This is a genomic window from Streptomyces sp. NPDC002536 (assembly GCF_053594995.1).
Genome location: NZ_JBSFWU010000001.1, coordinates 1 through 21,719 on the forward strand (window position 1 = coordinate 1; position 21,719 = coordinate 21,719).

The 21,719-nt window shown below is 72.8% G+C and carries 14 protein-coding genes and 2 pseudogenes; 11 read left to right on the forward strand and 5 right to left on the reverse strand.

The window, feature by feature from the left end:
- Positions 1–223, reverse strand: a pseudogene (locus ACWD4B_RS00005) (hypothetical protein); the annotation flags it as partial.
- A gap of 418 nt (positions 224–641) precedes the next feature.
- Between ACWD4B_RS00005 and ACWD4B_RS00010 the strand changes: the two are divergent.
- Both ACWD4B_RS00010 and pepN read left to right on the forward strand, forming a co-directional pair.
- Positions 642–1,670 (forward strand): aspartate-semialdehyde dehydrogenase, encoded by a 1,029-nt coding sequence (locus ACWD4B_RS00010; RefSeq protein ID WP_451418565.1) that lies wholly within the window; start codon positions 642–644, stop codon positions 1,668–1,670.
- A gap of 156 nt (positions 1,671–1,826) precedes the next feature.
- Complete coding sequence (gene pepN, locus ACWD4B_RS00015) at positions 1,827–4,400, forward strand: aminopeptidase N (protein ID WP_451418566.1); 2,574 nt, start codon at positions 1,827–1,829, stop codon at positions 4,398–4,400.
- An 86-nt stretch (positions 4,401–4,486) separates the two neighbouring features.
- Here pepN and ACWD4B_RS00020 read toward each other — a convergent pair whose 3' ends face one another.
- The 3 genes from ACWD4B_RS00020 to malQ form a co-directional block, all read right to left on the reverse strand.
- Positions 4,487–5,440, reverse strand: a complete 954-nt coding sequence (locus ACWD4B_RS00020) for an acyl-ACP desaturase (RefSeq protein WP_451418567.1) — start codon at positions 5,438–5,440, stop codon at positions 4,487–4,489.
- Positions 5,441–5,597: 157 nt separating this feature from the next.
- Positions 5,598–5,870, reverse strand: a complete 273-nt coding sequence (locus ACWD4B_RS00025) for a hypothetical protein (protein WP_451418568.1) — start codon at positions 5,868–5,870, stop codon at positions 5,598–5,600.
- Positions 5,871–5,917: 47 nt separating this feature from the next.
- A complete protein-coding gene (gene malQ / locus ACWD4B_RS00030; RefSeq protein ID WP_451418569.1) occupies positions 5,918–8,023 on the reverse strand; it encodes a 4-alpha-glucanotransferase in 2,106 nt (701 codons plus the stop codon).
- 230 nt (positions 8,024–8,253) lie between these two features.
- On the opposite strand from malQ, the gene ACWD4B_RS00035 reads away from it, so the two are divergent.
- Positions 8,254–11,208 carry a beta-N-acetylglucosaminidase domain-containing protein gene (locus ACWD4B_RS00035; RefSeq protein ID WP_451418570.1) on the forward strand — a complete coding sequence of 985 codons (2,955 nt, stop codon included), beginning with the start codon at positions 8,254–8,256 and terminating at the stop codon, positions 11,206–11,208.
- A 105-nt stretch (positions 11,209–11,313) separates the two neighbouring features.
- Here ACWD4B_RS00035 and ACWD4B_RS00040 read toward each other — a convergent pair whose 3' ends face one another.
- Positions 11,314–11,850: an HNH endonuclease gene (locus ACWD4B_RS00040; protein WP_171080924.1), complete on the reverse strand. Its 537-nt coding sequence runs from the start codon at positions 11,848–11,850 to the stop codon at positions 11,314–11,316.
- Positions 11,851–12,120: 270 nt separating this feature from the next.
- Between ACWD4B_RS00040 and ACWD4B_RS00045 the strand changes: the two genes are divergently transcribed.
- The 8 genes and pseudogenes from ACWD4B_RS00045 to ACWD4B_RS00080 all read left to right on the forward strand — a co-directional run bounded on the left by ACWD4B_RS00045 (position 12,121) and on the right by ACWD4B_RS00080 (position 21,703).
- A complete protein-coding gene (locus ACWD4B_RS00045) occupies positions 12,121–13,182 on the forward strand; it encodes a mechanosensitive ion channel family protein (RefSeq protein WP_451418571.1) in 1,062 nt (353 codons plus the stop codon).
- 289 nt (positions 13,183–13,471) lie between these two features.
- Entirely contained in the window at positions 13,472–14,671 is a 1,200-nt protein-coding gene (locus tag ACWD4B_RS00050; RefSeq protein ID WP_451418572.1) for an ROK family transcriptional regulator, read from the forward strand.
- A 50-nt stretch (positions 14,672–14,721) separates the two neighbouring features.
- Positions 14,722–16,047: an ABC transporter substrate-binding protein gene (locus tag ACWD4B_RS00055; protein ID WP_451418573.1), complete on the forward strand. Its 1,326-nt coding sequence runs from the start codon at positions 14,722–14,724 to the stop codon at positions 16,045–16,047.
- A gap of 12 nt (positions 16,048–16,059) precedes the next feature.
- A complete protein-coding gene (locus ACWD4B_RS00060; RefSeq protein WP_451418574.1) occupies positions 16,060–17,016 on the forward strand; it encodes a carbohydrate ABC transporter permease in 957 nt (318 codons plus the stop codon).
- A gap of 12 nt (positions 17,017–17,028) precedes the next feature.
- A pseudogene (locus ACWD4B_RS00065) lies at positions 17,029–17,853 on the forward strand (carbohydrate ABC transporter permease); the annotation flags it as partial.
- Between the two features lie 4 nt (positions 17,854–17,857).
- Positions 17,858–19,111 (forward strand): 6-phospho-beta-glucosidase, encoded by a 1,254-nt coding sequence (locus tag ACWD4B_RS00070; RefSeq protein ID WP_451418575.1) that lies wholly within the window; start codon positions 17,858–17,860, stop codon positions 19,109–19,111.
- The gene (locus ACWD4B_RS00075; RefSeq protein ID WP_451418576.1) at positions 19,102–20,088 is read left to right on the forward strand and encodes an N-acetylglucosamine kinase; all 987 of its coding nucleotides are present in this window, start codon (positions 19,102–19,104) and stop codon (positions 20,086–20,088) included. The genes ACWD4B_RS00070 and ACWD4B_RS00075 overlap by 10 nt, the downstream gene beginning before the upstream one ends.
- A gap of 124 nt (positions 20,089–20,212) precedes the next feature.
- Entirely contained in the window at positions 20,213–21,703 is a 1,491-nt protein-coding gene (locus ACWD4B_RS00080; RefSeq protein WP_451418577.1) for a hypothetical protein, read from the forward strand.
- Positions 21,704–21,719 lie beyond the last annotated feature (16 nt).

Sequence of the window (21,719 nt, forward strand, 5' to 3'; positions counted from 1 at the left end):
CGGGCTCGCTCCCGTCGGGGCCGCCGGCCCGGGCGGTGGCGGACGCGGAGGCCGTGGCGGAGGCGCCGGGGGTGGGGTCCGTGGAGGGGGCCGCCGCGGCCTGCCGGTGGTCGGCGCCGAGGGCCAGGCCGAAGCCCGTGGCGGTGGTGACGGCGCCCGCGGCGGCCAGGAACGTGCGGCGGTCGACATGCGTGGCTGCGGTCCTGCGTGATCTTGCGGGCATGGCGTCTCCCCGGGTGCGAACGCGAAGGCTTGCGGTCACGTACGGTCGGTCGGGCGGGCTGCAGGTCCGGTCAGTCGGGAGCGTTGACAGCGCGGATGACCTGGGCGTGAACAAGACCGCAACGCCCGCCGCCGATCCCCGCACATGGATCTTGGCTAGTGCGAACTGACATACAGCACTCGTCCCCTGGCGGACTGACGCTCATTCAGCGTTCACCCGCGGGGGAAGCTCCGGTCCCGTCCCGAGGGTGGCGGATTAGTCCGCTTGTCCCACAAGCTGTGGTACGTGCGAATACGGACCCCGCCCGCACCGCCCCTGCGGGCGTCCCGCCCCTCGGACAACGGATTGGACTTTTGGCCAGGGGTGTCCCGCATGATGGGTACCGTCCACGGAGCGACGTGAGGTAGAGGAGCCCCTCGTGAGGATCGGAATCGTCGGAGCCACCGGTCAGGTCGGCACGGTCATGCGCAAGATCCTTGCCGAGCGGAAATTCCCGGTCAGCGAGCTGCGGCTGTTCGCCTCGGCCCGGTCCGCGGGCTCCACGCTGTCCTGGCAGGGCACGGAGATCACGGTCGAGGACGCGACTGCGGCCGACTACTCGGACCTCGACATCGTGCTCTTCTCGGCCGGCGGCGCCACCTCCCGCGCCCTGGCCGAAAAGGTCGCCTCCCAGGGCGCCGTAGTGATCGACAACTCCTCCGCCTGGCGCCGCGACCCGGACGTGCCGCTGGTCGTCTCCGAGGTCAACCCGCACGCGATCGCGGACCGGCCCAAGGGGATCATCGCCAACCCGAACTGCACCACCATGGCCGCCATGCCGGTGCTCAAGCCGCTGCACGAGGAGGCGGGGCTCACCGCCCTCGTCGCCACCACCTACCAGGCGGTCTCCGGCTCCGGCCTGGCCGGCGTCGCCGAGCTGGACGGGCAGATCCGCAAGGTCGCCGACGGGGCGGCCGGGCTGACGCACGACGGCGGGGCCGTCGAGTTCCCCGAGCCGGCCGTCTACAAGCGGCCCATCGCCTTCAACGTGCTGCCCATGGCTGGCGCGATCGTCGACGACGGCAGCTTCGAGACCGACGAGGAGCAGAAGCTCCGCAACGAGTCCCGCAAGATCCTGGAGATCCCGGACCTCAAGGTCTCCGGCACCTGCGTCCGCGTCCCGGTCTTCTCCGGGCACTCGCTCCAGGTCAACGCCCGCTTCGCGCGTCCGATCGGCGTCGAGCGCGCCTACGAGCTGCTGAAGGACGCCCAGGGCGTCGAGCTGTCCGAGATCCCGACCCCGCTCCAGGCGGCCGGCAAGGACGCCTCGTACGTCGGCCGCATCCGCGTGGACGAGACCGTCGAACACGGCCTGGCGCTCTTCCTGTCCAACGACAACCTGCGCAAGGGCGCGGCGCTCAACGCCGTCCAGATCGCCGAGCTCGTCGCCGCGGAGCTGCGCGGCTGACTGCGCGGCTGACCAGGGCGGCAACCGACCGACGGCGGAGGGCCGGGCACCCGTGAGGGGCCCGGCCCTCCGCTGTCGGCGTACGCCCCACCACGGACAGCGACGGCGTGGAAGGATGGCCGAAAGACGCGATACGGACGTTAAGGAGATGCACTGGTGCCCGGAACGAATCTCACCCGTGAAGAGGCGCAGCAGCGGGCCCGGCTGCTCACCGTGGACGCGTACGAGATCGACCTCGACCTCTCCGGCGCGCAGGAGGGCGGCACGTACCGGTCCGTGACGACCGTGCGCTTCGACGCCGCGGAGGCCGGCGCGTCGTTCATCGACCTGGTCGCCCCGGCCGTGCACGAGGTCGTGCTCAACGGGACCGCGCTGGACGCCTCCGAGGTGTTCCAGGACAGCCGGATCGCGCTGCCGGGCCTGATCGCCGGGCGGAACGAGCTGAAGGTCGTCGCCGACTGCGCGTACACCAACACCGGCGAGGGCCTGCACCGGTTCGTCGACCCCGTCGACAACCAGGCCTATCTCTACACCCAGTTCGAGGTGCCGGACGCGCGCCGCGTGTTCGCCTCCTTCGAGCAGCCCGATCTGAAGGCCACGTTCCGGTTCACCGTGAAGGCCCCCGAGGGCTGGACGGTCATCTCCAACTCGCCCACCCCGGAGCGTCCTTCCGACAACGTCTGGCGCTTCGAGCCGACGCCGCGGATCTCCACCTACATCACCGCGCTCATCGCCGGCCCGTACCACGCGGTGCACAGCACGTACGAGAACGCGGCGACCGGGCAGAGCGTCCCGCTGGGCATCTACTGCCGCCCGTCGCTCGCCGAGTTCCTCGACGCGGACGAGATCTTCGACATCACCCGGCAGGGCTTCGACTGGTTCCAGGAGAAGTTCGACTACGCGTACCCCTTCGCCAAGTACGACCAGCTCTTCGTGCCGGAGTTCAACGCGGGCGCGATGGAGAACGCGGGCGCGGTCACCATTCGCGACCAGTACGTCTTCCGCTCGAAGGTGACGGACGCGGCGTACGAGGTGCGCGCGGAGACGATCCTGCACGAGCTGGCGCACATGTGGTTCGGCGACCTGGTCACCATGGAGTGGTGGAACGACCTGTGGCTGAACGAGTCGTTCGCCACCTACACCTCCATCGCCTGCCAGGCCTACGCGCCGGGCAGCAAGTGGCCGCACTCCTGGACCACGTTCGCCAACTCCATGAAGACCTGGGCGTACCGGCAGGACCAACTGCCCTCCACGCACCCGATCATGGCGGAGATCCGCGACCTGGACGACGTGCTGGTCAACTTCGACGGCATCACCTACGCCAAGGGCGCCTCCGTCCTGAAGCAGCTGGTCGCCTACGTCGGTATGGACGAGTTCTTCCGCGGCGTGCAGGCATATTTCAAGGAGCACGCCTACGGCAACACCCGCCTCTCCGACCTGCTGGGCGCCCTGGAGAAGACCTCCGGCCGCGACCTGAAGACCTGGTCGAAGAACTGGCTGGAGACGGCCGGCATCAACATCCTGCGGCCGGAGATCGCCACCGACGGCAATGGCGTCATCACCTCCTTCGCCGTCAAGCAGGAGGCCCCCGCGCTGCCCGCCGGTGCCAAGGGCGAGCCGACGCTGCGGCCGCACCGCATCGCGATCGGCCTGTACGAGCACGAGGACGGCAAGCTCGTCCGCAAGGAGCGCATCGAGCTCGACGTCGACGGCGAGCTGACCGAGGTGCCGCAGCTGGCGGGCAAGCCGCGCCCCGCCGTCGTCCTGCTCAACGACGACGACCTGTCCTACGCCAAGGTCCGCCTCGACGCCGAGTCGCTGGCCACAGTCACCGCGCACCTCGGCGACTTCACCGAGTCCCTCCCCCGCGCCCTGTGCTGGGCCTCCGCCTGGGACATGACCCGCGACGGCGAGCTCGCCACCCGCGACTACCTGGCCCTCGTCCTCTCCGGCATCGCCAAGGAGTCGGACATCGGCGTCGTGCAGTCGCTGCAGCGCCAGGTGAAGCTCGCCCTCGACCTGTACGCCGCCCCCGACTGGCGGGAGACGGGCCTGGCGCAGTGGAGCGAGGCCGCCCTGGAGCACCTGCGCGCCGCCGCCCCCGGCAGCGACCACCAGCTCGCCTGGGCGCGGGCGTTCTCCGCGACCGCCCGCACGGACGAGCAGCTCGCCCTGCTGGCCGGCCTGCTCGACGGCGGCGAGACGATCGAGGGCCTGGCCGTCGACACCGAGCTGCGCTGGGACCTGCTGGGCCGCCTCGTCGCCACGGGCCGCGCCGACGAGAAGGCGATCGAGGCGGAGCTGGAGCGGGACAGGACCAGCGCGGGCGAGCAGCACGCGGCGTGGGCGCGTGCCGCACGGCCCACCGCCGAGGCGAAGGCCGAGGCGTGGGCCTCGGTCGTGGAGTCCGGCAAGCTGCCGAACGCGGTGCAGGAGTCGGTGATCGGCGGCTTCCAGCAGGCGGAGCACCGTGAGCTGATCGCGCCGTACGCGGAGCGGTACTTCACTGCCGTGAAGCAGCTGTGGGACGAGCGCAGCCACGAGATCGCGCAGCAGATCGCGGTCGGGCTGTATCCGGCGCTGCAGGTGTCGCAGGCGACGCTGGATGCGACGGACGCGTGGCTGGCTTCGGCGGAGCCGAATGCCGCCTTGCGGCGGCTGGTGACCGAATCCCGTGCCGGGATCGAGCGTGCGCTCAAGGCACAGGCGGCGGACGCGGCTGCCGCGTAATCGCTTACCGCGGGTGGGTGGTTCCCCGCGCCCCGTCAGGGGCGCGGGGAACTGCGCGAGCAACCACTGGCGGCCCGCAGCCGAACTCAGCCCCGGTTGGCCGCCCGCCGCGCCAGCAGGGCGGCCCGCTTCTCGTCGAAGCGGCGGGCCTGGTCGTCCAAACCGTTCATGAACGCCCCGAGTTCCTCCTGGGCGCGCAGGCCCTCCGGGCCGAGGCCGCCGATGTCCAGGACCTTCAGGAAGCGCAGCACCGGCTGCAGGACGTCGTCGTGGTGGATGCGCAGGTTGTAGATGCCGCCGATCGCCATCTGGGCGGCGGCCCGTTCGAAGCCGGGGATGCCGTGTCCGGGCATCCGGAAGCCGGTCACCACGTCCCGCACCGCGCACATCGTCTGGTCGGGCGCCAGCTCGAAGGACCTGCCCAGCAGGTTGCGGTAGAAGACCATGTGCAGGTTCTCGTCCGTCGCGATGCGGGCGAGCATGCGGTCGCACGCCTCGTCGCCGGAGTGGTGGCCGGTGTTGCGGTGCGAGATGCGGGTGGCCAGCTCCTGGAAGGCCACGTAGGCCACCGAGTGCAGCATGCTGTGCCGGTTGTCGGACTCGAAGCCCTCGCTCATGTGCGCCATGCGGAACCGCTCCAGCGCGACCGGGTCGACGGCGCGCGAGGTGAGCAGGTAGTCGCGCATGACGATGCCGTGCCGGCCCTCCTCGGCCGTCCAGCGGTGCACCCAGGTGCCCCAGGCGCCGTCCCGGCCGAAGAGCGTGGCGATCTCGTGGTGGTAGCTGGGAAGGTTGTCCTCGGTGAGCAGGTTGACCACGAGCGCGGTCCGCGCGATGTCGGAGACCTTGGACTGTTCGGGGGCCCAGGCCTCGCCGCCCATGACGCCGTCGAAGTCGCGTCCCTCGCTCCAGGGCACGTACTCGTGCGGCATCCATTCCTTGGCGACCTTCAGGTGCCGGTTCAGCTCGGTCTCGACGGCTTCCTCGAGCGCGTACAGCAGCCGGCTGTCGGTCCACACGCGGGAAGGGGTGATGGTCACTGACGGCTCCTGGGGGGGGACGTGCTCACTTACGGCCCCGTAGGTTACGACACCGTAGGTTAAGCGCGGCATAAAGGCCGTGGTCGTCCCGCACATGCACGACGGCCCCGGTTCCGCGTCGTTCGCGGAACCGGGGCCGTCGCAGGGGCCGTACGCGCTAGCGCGAGGCCTTCGCGTAGTGCGTGTCGTGGGTGTGGACGTTGTCGCTCTTGCGGGACAGGACCATGACCAGGCCGGCGATCACGAGGAAGAGGACGATCGGCGCGGCGACGAAGAGGCCGAGCGTGTTGATCATGCTCAGGCCGGGACCCGGGTCGTCGCCGTCGTCGCGGGTGAGCGCGAACGCGGGGGACGACATCAGCAGCATCAGCATCGTGCCGGCAGTGATGGCTCCGGCACGCATGGCGTTCTTGTTGACCTTATTGCTCACGCGCTCAAAGTATCGGACACCGGCGAGCCTCGCGCGTCCGGGGTGGCCTATGGGCTCCGCACCCGCTCCCACCTGCGGATCTCGGCCATCAGCGCGTGCAGCCGGGGCGAGGCCGCCAGCCCCTCCAGCGACACCGGGCGCCCGGCCTCGTCGGCGACGGGCAGCCGCCAGTTGGGGTACTGGTCCCAGGTGCCCGGCAGGTTCTGCGGACGGCGGTCGCCGACCGCGTCCGGCAGCCAGACGCCCACCAGCCGCGCGGGGGTACGCAGCAGGAAGCGGTGGACGGCCTTGACGGCCGCCTCCTCGTCGCCCTGGCCCTCGGGCAGCAGACCCAGCCGGGCGAACAGGGCCAGCCACTCCGCCGTCTCCGCCGCGGCCTCCCGCTGCTCGGCCGCCAGCGGCCGGGTGAGCAGGCCGAGCCGGTGCCGCAGGGCCACATGGCCGCCGGTGAGCCGGGCGGCGGTGCTCGGCAGGTCGTGCGTGGTGGCGGTGGCCAGGCAGCCGGAGCGCCAGCGCCCGGGCTCCAGCGGCTCGGCGTGCGGGGAGCCGTCGCCGTTCTCCTTGGCCCAGTCCCGCTCGAACCACAGCACCGAGGTGCCCAGCACGCCCCGCTCCGCCAGCGCCTCGCGCACCCCGGGCTCGACCGTGCCCAGGTCCTCGCCGATGACGACCGCGCCCGCGCGGTGCGCCTCCAGCGCCAGGACGCCGAGCATCGCCTCGGGGTCGTAGCGCACGTACGTCCCCTGCGCGGGCTCGCAGCCCTGCGGCACCCACCACAGCCGGAACAGCCCCATCACGTGGTCGATGCGCAGCGCCCCTGCGTGCCGCAACAGGGCCCGCAGCAGCTCGCGGTAGGGGGCGTGGCCGGTGGCGCGCAGGGCGTCGGGGCGCCAGGGCGGCAGGCCCCAGTCCTGGCCGCGGGGACTGAAGGCGTCGGGGGGCGCGCCGACGGACATGCCGGAGGCGAAGGCGTCCTGCTGCGCCCAGGCGTCGGCGCCCGAGGGGTGCACGCCGACGGCCAGGTCGTGGACGAGGCCGATGCGCATGCCCGACTCGCGCGCGGAGCGCTGGGCGGCGGCGAGCTGGCGGTCGGTGAGCCAGGCGAGCCGGCAGTGGAAGTCGATGCGGTCGAGGAGTGCGCCGCGGGCGCGGGCGGTGCCGGCCGAGCGCGGGTCCTGCAGGGCCGCGGGCCAGGAGCGCCAGTCGGGGCCGTGCACCTCGGCGAGCGCGCACCAGGTGGCGTGGTCCTCCAGGGCGCGGCCGCGGTCGGCGAGGAAGTCGCAGTAGGCGGCCCGGCGTCCGGGGCCCAGGGGCACGGTGTGCAGCAGCTCCAGCGCGCGGCGCTTGACGTCCCAGACGGCGTCGCGGTCGATGAGCCCGCCCTGGTGCAGAACGGCGTCGCGCAACGCGGCCGCCTCCGCGCCCAGTTGGCCGGCGCGGTCGCGGTCGGGGCCGGTGAGGCAGGCGAATTCGGGGATCTCCTCGATGCGCAGGTGCACCGGGTCGGGGAAGCGGCGCGAGGAGGGGCGGTAGGGCGAGGGGTCCGTGGGGGCGCCCGCCCGGCCGGGGACGCCCGCGTGCAGCGGGTTGACCTGGACGAAGTCCGCGCCGAACGTGCGCCCCGACCAGGCGGCGAGCTCGGCCAGGTCGCCGAGGTCGCCCATGCCCCAGGAGCGGGCGGAGAGCAGGGAGTAGAGCTGGACCAGGAAGCCGTGCCCGCGCTCGGGGGGTGCGGGCAGCCGGTGCGGGGCGACGATCAGGTGGGCGCTCGCGGAGCGGCCGTCGGCGGTGCGGGCATGCAGCAGGTGGGTGCCGAGGGGCGGGCCGAGGTCGGGCTCGCCGCCCGGGGAGCCGTCGCACTCCAGCGTCCGGCCGTCCTCGGTCTCGACGCGCAGCGCACCGCCCGCGGGGAGCCGGGCAGGGGACAGCCGGGCGCCCTCGCGCAGCACGACCGTGGGCGGCAGCAGCCGCCGCTGCGCGTCCTGTTCGTGCTCCGCCAGGGCCGCGCGGACGGCGCGCGGGGTGGAGGCGTCGACGCCCAGCGCGGCGAGGACCGCGACGACGGTGTCCTCGGGCACGTCGACGGTGCGGCCGGGCGAGAGACTGTAGGAGGTGGCGACACCGTGCAGCTGGGCGAGGCGCGCTCGGCTCATGCAGACCTCCGGGGGTCCGGTACCGCTGGTGCCGCTCCAGGGGGCGCCCGACGGGGTCACATTACGGTCTCCGCTGTCGATTTGACGGCTCTTTGGTGGACATCCCCGCCTTCTTCACCTCTGACGCACCGGTCATTACCGGCAGTTCGGTCACCCGCGTTGACATCGCGATTCGCCTGGTGATGGGCTCGGCGACCACGGAGGCGACACCAGAACGAGGAGCAATGCCCGTGCCGTTCCCCAGCAACGACTCCTCGTACGAGGCCCGTCCGGCAGGGCCGCCGGGTCCCGTCCTCGGCACCGGCCGGCTCGGCCGGCCGCGGCGGGCCGGGCTCACCGTGCTGGCCGCGGCGCTGCTGAGCGGGCTGCTCGGCAGCACGCCCGACGCCCTCGCCGACCCCCGCCCCGGCGACACCGCGGCCCCGACGACCCCCGACACCGACCCGCAGAGCACGGGCGCCCTGCCGCCGGTCTGGCCGCGCCCGCAGACGGCGCGCGCGCAGGGCGCGGGCGCCCGCATCAGCGACCAGGTCACGCTCATGGCCGAGCAGAACACCGACCCGTACACGCTCGAAGCGCTGCGCACCCTGCTGCGCGGCCTCGGCGCGCGGACCGTCGTCGACGCCCAGCCGGGCGGCACCCCGCCGCCGGACGGGCTGATCGTCTACGCGGGCGGCAGGGCGGCCGAGGACGCCCTGCGCACGCTCGGCGCCCCGCCCGTGGCCGACCTGCCCTCCGGGGGCTACCGGCTGGCGACGGGACAGATCGACGGCCGCCCGGTGGCGGCGCTTTCGGGCATGGGCCCGGACGGTCTGTTCCACGCGGCGCAGACGCTGCGGCAGTTGGCGGTGCAGCGCGACGGCGGCCGCGTCCTCGCCGGGGCGGTCGTGCGCGACTGGCCGGTCACAGCTGTGCGCGGCCTGACCGAGGGCTTCTACGGCGACCCCTGGACGCACGAACAGCGGCTGGCGCAGCTGGACTTCCTGGGGCGCACGAAGCAGAACCGCTATCTCTACGCCCCCGGCGACGACCCGTACCGCCAGGCCCGCTGGCGCGCCCCCTACCCGGCCGCGCAGCGCGCCGAGTTCCGCGACCTGGCCGACCGGGCCCGCCGCAACCACGTGACGCTGGGCTGGGCCGTGGCGCCGGGGCAGGCCATGTGCTTCTCCTCGGGCGACGACCTGAAGGCGCTCAAGCGCAAGGTCGACGCGATGTGGGCGCTGGGCGTGCGCGCCTTCCAACTGCAGTTCCAGGACGTCAGCTACACCGAGTGGCACTGTGGCGCGGACCGGGACGCCTTCGGCTCCGGCCCCAAGGCCGCCGCGAAGGCGCAGGCGAAGGTCGCGAACGCGCTCGCGGCGCACCTGGCGGCCAAGGGGTCCGAGGCGGCGCCGCTGTCGCTGCTGCCCACCGAGTACTACCAGGACGGGCGCACGGACTTCCGGCGCGCCCTGGCCGATGCGCTCGACCCGCGCGTGGAGGTGGCCTGGACGGGCGTGGGCGTGGTGCCGAGGACCATCACCGGCGCCGAACTGGCCGACGCCCGCTCGGCGTTGGGGCACCCGCTGGTGACCATGGACAACTACCCGGTCAACGACTTCGCGCAGGACCGTATCTTCCTCGGGCCGTACACCGGCAGGGAGCCCGCCGTGGCCACCGGCTCGGCCGCGCTGCTCGCCAACGCCCCGGCGCAGCCCGCCGCTTCCCGCATCCCGCTGTTCACCGCGGCCGACTTCGCCTGGAACCCACGCGGCTACCGGCCCGACGAGTCCTGGAAGGCCGCCGTCGACGACCTCGCGGGCGGCGACGGGCCGACCCGCGACGCGCTGCGCGCGCTCGCCGGCAACGAGGCCTCGTCCATGCTGGGCGGCGAGGAGTCGGCGTACCTGAGGCCGCTGCTGGACGACTTCTGGACCGCCCTCGGCGGCGCGGACACCGGGAAGCTGGGCGAGGCCGCCGACCGGCTGCGGGCCGCCTTCCGCACCATGGCCGACGCCCCGCAGCGGCTGTCGCCGGCCCTGGGCGGCGAGCTCCGGCCGTGGCTGGACCAGCTGGGGCGGCACGGCCGGGCCGGGCAGCGGGCGGTGGACATGCTCACCGCGCAGGCCCGCGGCGACGGCGCCGCGGCCTGGCAGGCCCAGCTGGACGTGCAGCAGTTGAGGGCGCAGATCGGTGCGGAGAACGCGACCGTCGGGGCCGGGGTGCTCACCCCGTTCCTCGACAAGGCCCTCGCCAAGGCCAACGGCTGGACCGGCGTCGACCGCCCGCTGCGCACGGGCGGCAAGGCCACCGACGGCGACCCGGCCACCGCCGTCACCCCGCCCCGCGGCGCCCCGCTGGCGGTGGCGGTGCGCGGGCCGCACCCGCTGGCCGCGGTCACCGTGCTCACCGACCCGGCGCCCGGCACCCGCGGCGCGGTCGAGGCGCACGACCCGGCCGCGGGCTGGCAGCGGCTCGGCCCGCTGTCGGACAGCGGCTGGACCCAGGTGCCCGGCAAGGGCGTCAGGGCCGACGGGCTGCGGCTGGTCTGGGACGGCGCGGCCGCCGCCCCGCCCGCCGTGCACGAGATCGCGCCCTGGTTCGCCGACACCCCCACCGCGGACCTCGACCTTGCGCGGAACGAGGTGGACACGGACATCGGCGGCCGCCCGGCCGTCGTCGAGCTGCGGATGATCAACCGGCGGCCGGACACCGTCCGCGAGCGCCTCGCGGTGACCGCCCCCTCAGGCGTCACCGTGAACGCCCCGGCCGAGCTGACGGTGCCGCGGGGCGGGGTGACCACGGCCCGGATCGAGATCTCGGTGCCCGCGGGTGCCTCGGGGCACGACGTCGCGGTGCAGCTGAAGCTGGCCGGGCAGGAGCGGACGGTCACCGTCCACGCGTATCCGCCCACCGACGGCCCGGACCTGGCACGCGGCGGGACGACTGCGTCGGGCGACGGGACGTGGCAGCTGGACCTGGCCCGTCCGGTGCGGCTGGGGCGGCTGGTGCTGCACTGGAAGGACGGCGCCCGGCCTGCCCGTTACCGGGTGCAGGTCTCCTCGGACGGGCGCACCTGGCGCCCTGCGGGCAGCCCAGGGGGCACGGAGACCGTGCGCATGGATGTGCCGGACGTGCGGTTCGTCCGTATCGAGGGCGACAAGGGGGCCGCCCTTGCCGGGGTGGAGGCCTACGCGGTGCGTTGAGCTTCGACTGCGGGTCGTATGTGGCTGGTCGCGCAGTTCCCCGCGCCCCTGACGGGGCGCAGCGCCCCGAGGTCCGGGCCATCGAATGCCGATGGCCCGGATCTCTCAGGCGGAAATGCCGTCGATCCGGGCCATCGCGTCCTCCGCGCCGTAGGCCTCCAAGTAGGGCAGCCAGCGCGGGTCCCTATGCCCCGTGCCGATGATGCGCCACGCCAGCCCGGACGGCGGAGCGGGCTGGTGGCGCAGCCGCCACCCCAGCTCGGAGACGTGCCGGTCGGCCTTGACGTGATTGCACCGGCGGCATGCAGCCACCACGTTGTCCCAGGCGTGCTGCCCGCCGCGGCTGCGCGGCACGACGTGGTCGACGCTGGTTGCGACGCCACCGCAGTACGCGCAGCGCCCGCCGTCGCGGGCGAAGAGGGCACGGCGGGTGAGCGGGACGGGGCCCCGAAAGGGGACCCGCACGAAGCGCTTCAGGCGCACGACGCTGGGTGCGGGGATGGTGCAGGTCGCGCTGTGCAGATAGGCGCCGGTGTCCTCAAGGCTGACGGCCTTTTCGTTGAGGACGAGTATGAGCGCGCGGCGGAGCGGTACGACGCCGAGCGGCTCGTACGACGCGTTGAGGACCAGGACATGCGGCACGGGTGCCTCCTTGTACGCCGGCGGCGCGTGGCTCGCGCCGGGACGATCTCCTGCAAGTGTCCCCTGCGCCCTGGTCGGAGCGCCACCATGACCGGGTAACGGGTCACAGGTGTTTTGCGGCACACCGCGGCCAACCCCTGGCAGGACCTGCTCGATACCCGCCCCGTCTCGAACACAACAACGGGGGACCCGCCCTGCCCCGATAGTGTGGTGGGTCTGCCCGCGCCGTCCCCGCCGCGGGCGTGTGTCCTAACTCGGAGGATTTCTGCTGTGTTCTTGTCCGCTGCCCTGGCCGCAGACTCGACGCCCCGTCCCCCCGCGTCCCTGGACGAGGCCCAGCGGACGGCGAACGACGCCGCCGGCTGGGTCGAGGAGAACTGGTCCATCTGGCTCAGCAACGGTCTGCGCATCATCCTGATCGTCGTGATCGCGGTGGCCATGCGCTCCCTGATCCGCCGCGGCATCACCCAGCTGATAGCGCGGATGAACCGCACCACCAACCACCTGGACGGCACGGCCCTGGGCAGCCTGCTGGTCAACGCCGAGCGGCGGCGGCAGCGCTCGGAGGCCATCGGCTCGGTGCTGCGCAGCGTCGCCTCGTTCCTGATCATGGGCACGGCGGCGCTGACCGTGCTGTCCGTGCTGAAGATCAATCTGGCCCCGCTGCTCGCCTCCGCGGGTGTCGCGGGTGTGGCCATCGGTTTCGGCGCCCGGAACCTCGTCACCGACTTCCTGTCCGGCGTCTTCATGATCCTGGAGGACCAGTACGGCGTCGGCGACGAGATCGACGCCGGCGTCGCCACGGGCACGGTGATCGAGGTGGGCCTGCGCGTCACCAAGCTGCGCGGCCCCAACGGCGCCATCTGGTACGTGCGCAACGGCGAGGTCAAGCGCATCGGCAACCTCAGCCAGGGCTGGTCCATGGCCGACGTGGACGTCTCCCTGCGCTACGACGAGGACCTCGACCGGGCCCGCGAGATCATCGCGTCGGCGGGCCAGGACATGGCCAAGGCCGCACCGTGGGACGAGAAGATCTGGGAGCCGGTCGAGGTCATGGGCCTGGACTCGGTGGGCCTGGACTCGGTCGTGGTCCGCGTCCAGGCGAAGACGGCGCCCGGGGAGGCCTCCGGCGTCGAGCGGGAGCTGCGCTGGCGGATCAAGCAGGCACTGGACGCGGCGGGCATCCGGATGGACGTGGTGCAGGCCGCGGACGCCGCGCCGGCCGCCGACCCGACGGCCGCGGTGGCCGCCCCCTCGGCACTGGGCAACCCGGCCTCGCCGCAGTCCATGGCCACGGCCCCGATACCGCCGGGTCCCACGCTGGGCAAGTAGCCGAGCGCGTCACGCGGCTCCCCGCCCCGTAAGGGGCGCGGGGAACTGCGCGACCAGCCCCCACCGGCCCGCAGCCGACACACCACCCCGGGGCAGCACGTCATCTGCGGGCGCGTCTGGGGGGCACTTCCCAGCGGTAGCTGGGGATGGTCGCGCCCACGCGGCGGAGCCGCACATCGGAAGCCCCGCGCCCCTTCGGGGGCGCAAACCATTGACCCCACGTTTCCGCTCGCATACCGTCCTCGTGACGATTAGGAAGGTTTCCCAACAGACCTCCGCGGGAGCGACCATGGCCACCACCCCCGGAACCCCCCGAGTCCTCCGGGCCATGAACGACCGGGCCGCCCTGGACCTGCTGATCACCCACGGCCGCCTCACCCGCACCCGGCTCGGCGAGCTGACCGGGCTGTCCAAGCCCACCGCCTCCCAGCTCCTCGCCCGCCTCGAAGCCGCCGGCCTCGTCCGCACCACCGGCAGCGTCACCGGGCGCCCGGGGCCCAGCGCCCTGCTCTACGAGGTCAACCCCGGCATCGCGCATGTCGCGGCCCTCGCCGTCGACAAGGCCGGCATCAGTGCGGCCGTCGCCGACATCACCGGCACCACGGTCGGCCGGCACCGCATCGAGGCCGAGGCCGCCGCGGACGACGTCCGCACCCGCACCCCCGAGCTCGTGGCCGGGGCCGTCGACGGCGCGCTGCGCGCGGCCGGCCTCGGCCGGGACGCCCTGTGCCGCGCCGTCGTCGGCACCCCCGGCGCCCTCGACCCGCGCACCCGGCGGCTGCGGTACGCACCCCACCTGCCCGGCTGGCAGTCGCACACCCTCGTCGACGAGCTCTCCGCCGCACTCGGCACGCCCGTGGTCGTCGAGAACGACGTCAACCTCGCCGCCGTCGCCGAACAGCACTGCGGCTCCGCCCGGGACTGCGCCGACTTCGTCCACTTCTGGGCCGACGAGGGCGTCGGCGCCGCCATCGTGCTCGGCGGCCGCCTGCTGCGCGGCGCGCGGGGCGGGGCGGGCGAGATCGGCTACATGCCGATGCCGGGCGCCCCGGTCGTCCGCAGCAGGCCCGCGGGCACCCCCGGGCCCCTCGCCGAGGGCGGCCTGGACAGGCTCGTCGTCTCCGCCGCCGTGGTCGCGCTGGCCCGCCGCCACGGCATCGACGCCGCCGGCGCCCCCGAGGCACTGGCCGCCGCCGCGGCCACGCCGGGTGCCGGCGACGCCGTCCTCGCCGAGCTGGCGCACCGCATCGCCACCGCGCTGCTGGCCGTCGTCGCCGTGGTCGACCCGGAGCTGATCGTGCTCTCCGGCGAGGTCTGCCTGGCCGGCGGCGACCGGCTGCGCGAACTGATCGAGGACGAGATGTCCGGACTCGACCTGCCCCGGCCGGAGTTGCGGCTGAGCACGGTCGAGGGCTCCCCCATCCTCCTCGGCGCCCTGCACACGGCACTCGCCGCAGCACGCAACACGGTGTTCGACACCACGGCCTGACGACCGCACCCTCCCTCTCCTTCATCCGCCGCCCGAAGGGACGTTCCGCCATGTCACGCGCCCGCGTCCTGCTGCTGTTAGCCATGGGACTGCTGCTCGCCGGATGCGCGCATCCGAGCACCGGCAGCGCCGACGACGACCCCGCCCGGCCCGTCACCCTGAGGTTCTGGCACGGCTGGTCGGAGAAGAAGGAGGTCGCGGCCGTCAAGGCGTCGATCGCCCGGTTCGAGAAGCTGCACCCCCGGATCAAGGTCGAGGCGACCGGCAACGTCAACGACAACACCGTCAACCAGGCCCTGCGGGCGGGCGGCGGGGACGCGCCCGACGTCGTGTCCTCGTTCACCACCAACAACGTCGGCCAGTACTGCTCCTCGGGCATGTGGGTCGATCTCGATCCCTTCCTCGCGAAGTCCGGACTCGACAAGTCCCGGATCTTCCCCGCGCCCCTCGTCCGCTACTCCGGCTACCAGGGCCGGCAGTGCGCCCTTCCCCTGCTCGCCGACGCGTACGGGCTCTACTACAACAAGGACGCCTTCGAGAAAGCCGGCATCACCCGGCCCCCGCGCACCATGTCGGAGTTCAAGGACGCCGCCGTCCGGCTCACACGGCGCACGAAGGACGGTGCGTACCGGCAGCTGGGATTCATGCCGGACTTCCGGCTGTACCAGAACAGCCCAGACCGGTTCTTCGCCCAGTGGGGGCCGCGGTATTTCGACGGCGAGGGCAAGGCGATGCTCGCCCGGGAACCCGCGGCGAAGCAGTTCTTCTCCTTCCAGCAGCAACTCGTCTCCGCCCTCGGCGGCTACACGTCGCTGGAGACCTACCGCACCGGCTTCGGCGACGAGATGTCCTCGCAGAACGCCTTCCTCACCGGAAAGCTCGCCATGCATCTGGACGGCGAATGGCGGGGGTTGATGCTCGACGAGGCGAAACCGGGATTCCGCTGGGGCACGGCCCCGCTGCCCGTCCCCGACGACCGGGCCGGGACGTACGGGCGCGGATATCTGACCGGAACGGTCATCGGCATCGCCCACAGCAGCAGGCACCAGAACGCGGCCTGGGAACTGGTGAAGTTCCTGACCACCGACACCGGTCAAGTCGTCGCCTTCGCCAACGCCATCCACAACGTGCCGTCCACCAACGCCGCGCTGGCCTCGCCGGAACTCGACCGCGACCCCGCCTTCCGCACCTTCCTGGACATCGCCGCGCACCCGGACAGCACCGGAATGCCGCCGTCGGTGAACGGCGGGCAGTACATCACCGCGCTCCAGGACTTCGGCTACGCCGTCGAGGCCGGAAAGGTCCGCGACCTGGACAAGGGGCTGCGGAGGCTCGACCGGCAGATCGACGACGACAACCTCCAGTCCGCGAACTGACGGAGTACCGCCATGGCCCCCGGTACCGGTACCGCATCCTCCCTGCGCCGCAGACGCACCCGCGAGCGGCTGCGCACCCTCGGATTCCTCTCGCCCTGGCTGGTCGGATTCACCGTCTTCTTCGGTTACCCGCTCGTCGCCACCGTCTATTTCTCCTTCATGCACTACAACCAGATCCAGGCCCCGACCTTTGTGGGCCTGCGCAACTGGAAATACGTCCTGCAGCAGATGCCGCTCTTCGGGCCTGCGCTGTGGAACACGCTCTGGCTGGTGGTGGTCATGGTCGCGCTGCGCGTCGCCTTCGGCATCGGCATCGGGCTGCTGGTCACCAAGGTGAAGACGGGCGCCGGATTCTTCCGCACCGCCTTCTACCTGCCGTACCTGGCCCCGCCGGTGGCCGCCACCGTCGCGTTCGTCTTCCTGCTCAACCCGGGGACGGGGCCGGTGGACGAGGCCCTCTCGGCGGTCGGCATCGACGCCCCGAACTGGTTCAACGACCCGGACTGGGCCAAGCCGTCGCTGGTGCTGCTGTCCCTGTGGGGCATCGGCGACCTGATGGTGATCTTCATGGCCGCGCTGCTGGACGTGCCCAAGGAGCAGTACGAGGCGGCGGAGCTGGACGGGGCGGGGGCACTCGCGAGATTCCGCTATGTCACCTGGCCGTCGATCACCCCGATCGTGATGTTCGCGGTGGTCACCGGAGTCGTCCAGACCATGCAGTACTACACGCAGGCGCTCGTCGCCGGAAAGCTCGCCTCCGGCGTCAACATCGGGCCCGGCTCGGTGATCCAGCCGGGATATCCGGACCACTCCACGCTCACCGTGCCGCAGCTGGTCTATTCGCTCGGATTCCAGAACTTCAACACCGGTGCGGCATGCGTGCTTTCACTCGTGCTCTTCGCCCTCGCGATGGCCGTGACCTCGCTGCTGATGCGCAGGAGCACCGGCCTGCTGACGGCGGAGGACTGATCCGGCATGCATCGGAACCGCACGCTCCACTGGATCGCCGTCCACGCCACGGCCGTTGCCGCGGCGCTCTTCTTCGTCCTGCCGTTCGTCTTCGTCCTCCTGACCTCCGTCATGAGCGACGAACAGGCGATGAGCGGCGAACTGTGGCCGCACCAATGGAAATGGTCCAACTACGCGACCGTCTTCCGCACCCCCGGATTCCTCGACTGGTGGAAGAACTCCCTGCTGTACGCCGGGCTGGGCACGCTGTTCACCATGTGCTCGTCCCTGCCCGTCGCCTACGCGCTCGCGAAGTTCCGCTTCCGGGGCAGGCGTCCGGCGATGATGCTCGTCATCGCCACGATGATGCTGCCGCCCCAGGTCGTCGTCGTCCCGATGTACCTGGTGTGGGCGCAGCAGTTGCACCTGTCGGGGTCGCTGTGGCCGCTGATCGTCCCGATGGCCTTCGGCGACGCGTATTCGATCTTCCTGCTGCGGCAGTTCCTGCTGACGATCCCCAAGGAGTACCTGGAGTCGGCCCGGATGGACGGCTGCGGTGAACTGCGCACGCTGCTGCGCATCGTCGTGCCCATGGCCCGGCCGGGCCTGGCGGCCGTCGCGCTGTTCCAGTTCTTCTTCTGCTGGAACGACTATTTCGGCCCGCAGATCTACGCCGCGCAGAATCCCGGCGCCTGGACGCTGTCGTACGGACTCGAATCCTTCAAGAGCGCCCACAACGTCGACTGGAATCTCACCATGGCCGCCACCCTGCTCGTCATGGCGCCGGTCATCGTCGTCTTCTTCTTCGCGCAGAAGGCCTTCGTCGAAGGCGTCACCCTCACCGGAGTAAAGGGCTGATCCCGTGAAACTGACCGTGGTAGGCGGAGGTTCGACCTACACCCCCGAACTCGTCGACGGCTTCGCACGTCTGCGGGACGTGCTGCCGCTGGAGGAACTCGTCCTCGTCGACCCGGCCGCGGACCGCCTGGAGCTCGTGGGCGGGCTGGCCCGGCGCATCTTCCGCAAGCAGGGCCACCCCGGCCGGATCTCCTGGACCCCGGACCTCGACGCCGGCGTGGACGGCGCCGACGCCGTCCTGCTCCAGCTGCGCGTGGGCGGGCAGGCCGCCCGCAACCAGGACGAGACCTGGCCGCTGGAGTGCGGCTGCGTCGGCCAGGAGACCACCGGCGCGGGCGGCCTCGCCAAGGCGCTGCGCACTGTGCCGGTGGTCCTCGACATCGCCGAGCGCGTACGGCGGCGCAACCCGGACGCCTGGATCGTGGACTTCACCAACCCGGTCGGGATCGTCACCCGCGCCCTGCTGACCGCCGGGCACCGGGCCGTCGGGCTGTGCAACGTGGCCATCGGCTTCCAGCGGAAGTTCGCCCGGCTGCTGGACGTGGCCCCGGAGGAGGTGAGCCTGGAGCACGTGGGCCTCAACCACCTCACGTGGGAGCGCGCGGTGCGCGTCGGCGGCCGTGACGTGCTGCCCGAGCTGCTGGCCGGGCACGGCGACGCCATCGCCGAGGACCTGCGCATGCCGCGCGGGCTCCTGGACCGGCTGGGCGTGGTGCCCTCGTACTACCTGCGGTACTTCTACCAGCACGACGCGGTCGTCCGGGAGCTGGGCGGCAAGCCGTCCCGGGCCGCCGAGGTGGCGGAGATGGAGCGCCGGCTGCTGGCCCTGTACGCCGATCCGGCCCTGGACGAGAAGCCGGAGCTGCTGGCGAAGCGGGGCGGCGCGTTCTACTCGGAGGCCGCCGTCGCGCTCACGTCGTCGCTGCTGCGCGACACCGGGGACGTCCAGGTCGTCAACGCGTTCAGCAAGGGCACCCTGCCGTTCCTGCCCGACGACGCGGTGATCGAGGTCCCGGCGTCGGTGGACGCGCGGGGCGCACACCCGTTGCCCGTACGGCCGTTGGAGCCGCTGTACGCGGGGCTGATCGCCAACGTGACCGCCTACGAGCACCTCGCCCTGGAGGCGGCGCTGAAGGGCGGCCGCGACCGGGTCTTCCGGGCGCTGCTGGCACACCCGCTGATCGGTCAGGCCGAGTACGCGGACCAGCTGACCGACACGCTCCTCGCGCACAACCGGGAGCACCTGGCGTGGGCCTGACCGGAACCGTGCTCGCGATCGACGCGGGCAACAGCAAGACGGACGTCGCCCTCGTGGGCCCGGACGGCACGGTCCTGGGCGCCGCGCGCGGCGGCGGCTTCCGGCCCTCGGAGACGGGGGCCGCGGCGGCGGTGGCGGGGCTGGTGCCGATCGCCGCCGCGGCCGCCGCCCGGGCGGATCTGGGCGGAAGCCCGCGGACCGGCCACGTCCAGGCGTGCCTGGCCAATGCCGATCTCCCCGTGGAGGAGGCGGAGTTGGCGGCGGAGATCGAGGGCCTGGGCTGGGCCCCGTCGGTGACCGTGGCCAACGACACCTTCGCGCTGCTGCGGGCCGGGCTGCCCGACGGCCCGGAACCGGCGGGGGTCGCCGTGGTGTGCGGCGCGGGCATCAACTGCTCGGGCGTGGCACCGGGCGGCAAGGTGGCGCGCTTCCCCGCCATCGGGCGGATCTCCGGCGACTGGGGCGGCGGCGGGTGCCTGGCGGACGAGGCGCTGTGGTGGGCGGCCCGGGCGGACGACGGCCGCGGCGAACCGAGCGAACTCGCCCGGGCGCTCCCCGCCCACTTCGGGCTGCCCGGCATGCCCGCGCTGATCGAGGCACTGCACCGGGGCCTGCTCCCGGCGGCGCGGCGGTACGAGATGGCGCCGGTGCTGTTCGCGGTGGCGGCGGCGGGCGACGCGGTGGCCCGGGCGGTCGTGGCGCGACAGGCGGAGGAGATCGTCGCGATGGCCCGGGTCGCACTGGGCCGGCTGGGACTGCTGGAGGCGGAGGTTCCGGTGGTGCTGGGCGGCGGCGTGCTGGCGGCACGTCATCCGCTGCTGCACGAACGGGTGCTGACCCTCCTCGCGGAGTGCGCCCCGAAGGCGGTGCCGGTGGTGGTGACGGCACGTCCCGTCATGGGCGCGGCCCTGCTGGGCCTGGACCGACTGGGGGCACCGAGGGAGGCCTACGGGACGCTGCGGGAGGCGTATGCGTAGCGCCCCGTCAGGGGCGCGGGGAACTGCGCGACAGGCCACGACGCGCCCGCAGTCGAAGCTCCCGGGGTGATGCGTCGGCTGCAAGCCGTCGGTGGCTGATCGCGCCCACGCGGCGGAGCCGCATATGTCACCGCCCCGCGCCCCTGACGGGGCACGCCCCGCGAGGGCCCCGCGTTCATGGGGTGACAGCGGGTGGGCGCGCAGGCCCTCTCCGGTCATACTTGGCGCCAGCGACCAAGGGGGAGGTCTCGTGTCACAACCACAGCAGACGGCCTGGCGCGAAGGCGCCACCCGCCTGCGCGCCGCTGCGACGACCGAGCCGGGCCGCCTGCGCATCATCGGTGCCGCGCTCGCGGCCGTCCTCGCCGTCTTCGGCGGCGTCACCGCCTGGCAGGTCAACGACCGGGCCTCGGCGGCCGACGCGGTCGTCACGCACAGCCAGCCGCTCAGCGCCGACGCGGCGAGCATCTACCGCTCGCTCGCCGACGCCGACACCACGGCCGCCTCCGGCTTCCTGGCCGGCGGCCAGGAACCGAAGGCCGCACGCGACCGCTACGACCAGGACATCGCCCTGGCGTCCGAGCTGCTGGTCAAGGCCGCGGCGAACACGAGCGGTTCGGATACTGAACGCCGTCAGATCGCCACGCTCAACAAGCAACTGCCCGTCTACACCGGCCTGGTGGACACCGCCCGCGCGAACAACCGCCAGGGCCTGCCGCTCGGCGGCGCGTACCTGCGCTATGCGAGCGAGCGGATGCGCGGCGAACTGCTGCCCGCCGCCAGCGCCCTCTACGAGGCGGAAACCGGACGGCTCGGTTCCGACTACCGGGACGCCAAGGCCTGGCCCTGGGCCGCGCTGGCCGCCGGCGCCGTCACCCTCGGCGCGCTCGGCTGGGCGCAGCGGCGCAACTACCTGCGTACGAATCGCGTCTTCAATCACGGACTGCTGGCCGCGACGGCGGCCACCGCGGTGGTGCTGCTGTGGCTCGTCGCCGGGCACACGGTGGCCCGCGCGGAGCTGGACGACTCCGACCGGCACGGCGCGCAGTCCCTGCAGGTCCTCAACGAGGCCCGGATCAGCTCGCTCCAGGCCCGCGGCGACGAGAACCTCACCCTGGTGTCCCGGGGTTCGGTGCTCGATCCGGCAACCGGGGACGACCTGTACGAGGCGAGCTTCCAGAAGGACATGAAGAAGCTCTTCGGCAACGGCAGCGGCGACGCCGGCCGGGCCGCTCCGGCCCCCGGCACCCTGATGGACCGGGCCGGAGCGCTCGCGGACGGTGCAGCAGGGCGTGACCCGGTGGCCAAGGCCGTGACGGACGTGGGGCAGTGGCTCCGGCAGCACAGTGCCGCACGCACCGCCGACGTCAGCGGGGACTACAAGGGAGCACTGCGGATGGTGAACGGCGGGAAGGACAGTACGGGCGAGTCCTTCGACCGGGTGGACAGCGAGTTGCAGCAGGCTCTGTCGCACGAGCAGGCGCAGTTCCGGCACTCCGCCGACAACGGGCGCGGGGCACTGACCGGGCTGACGGCCGGGGCGGCGGTCCTGGCCCTGCTGGCCGCGGCGGGCGCGGTGCTCGGCATCGGCCGCAGGCTGTCGGAATACCGGTGACAGGGGGGAGGCGGGG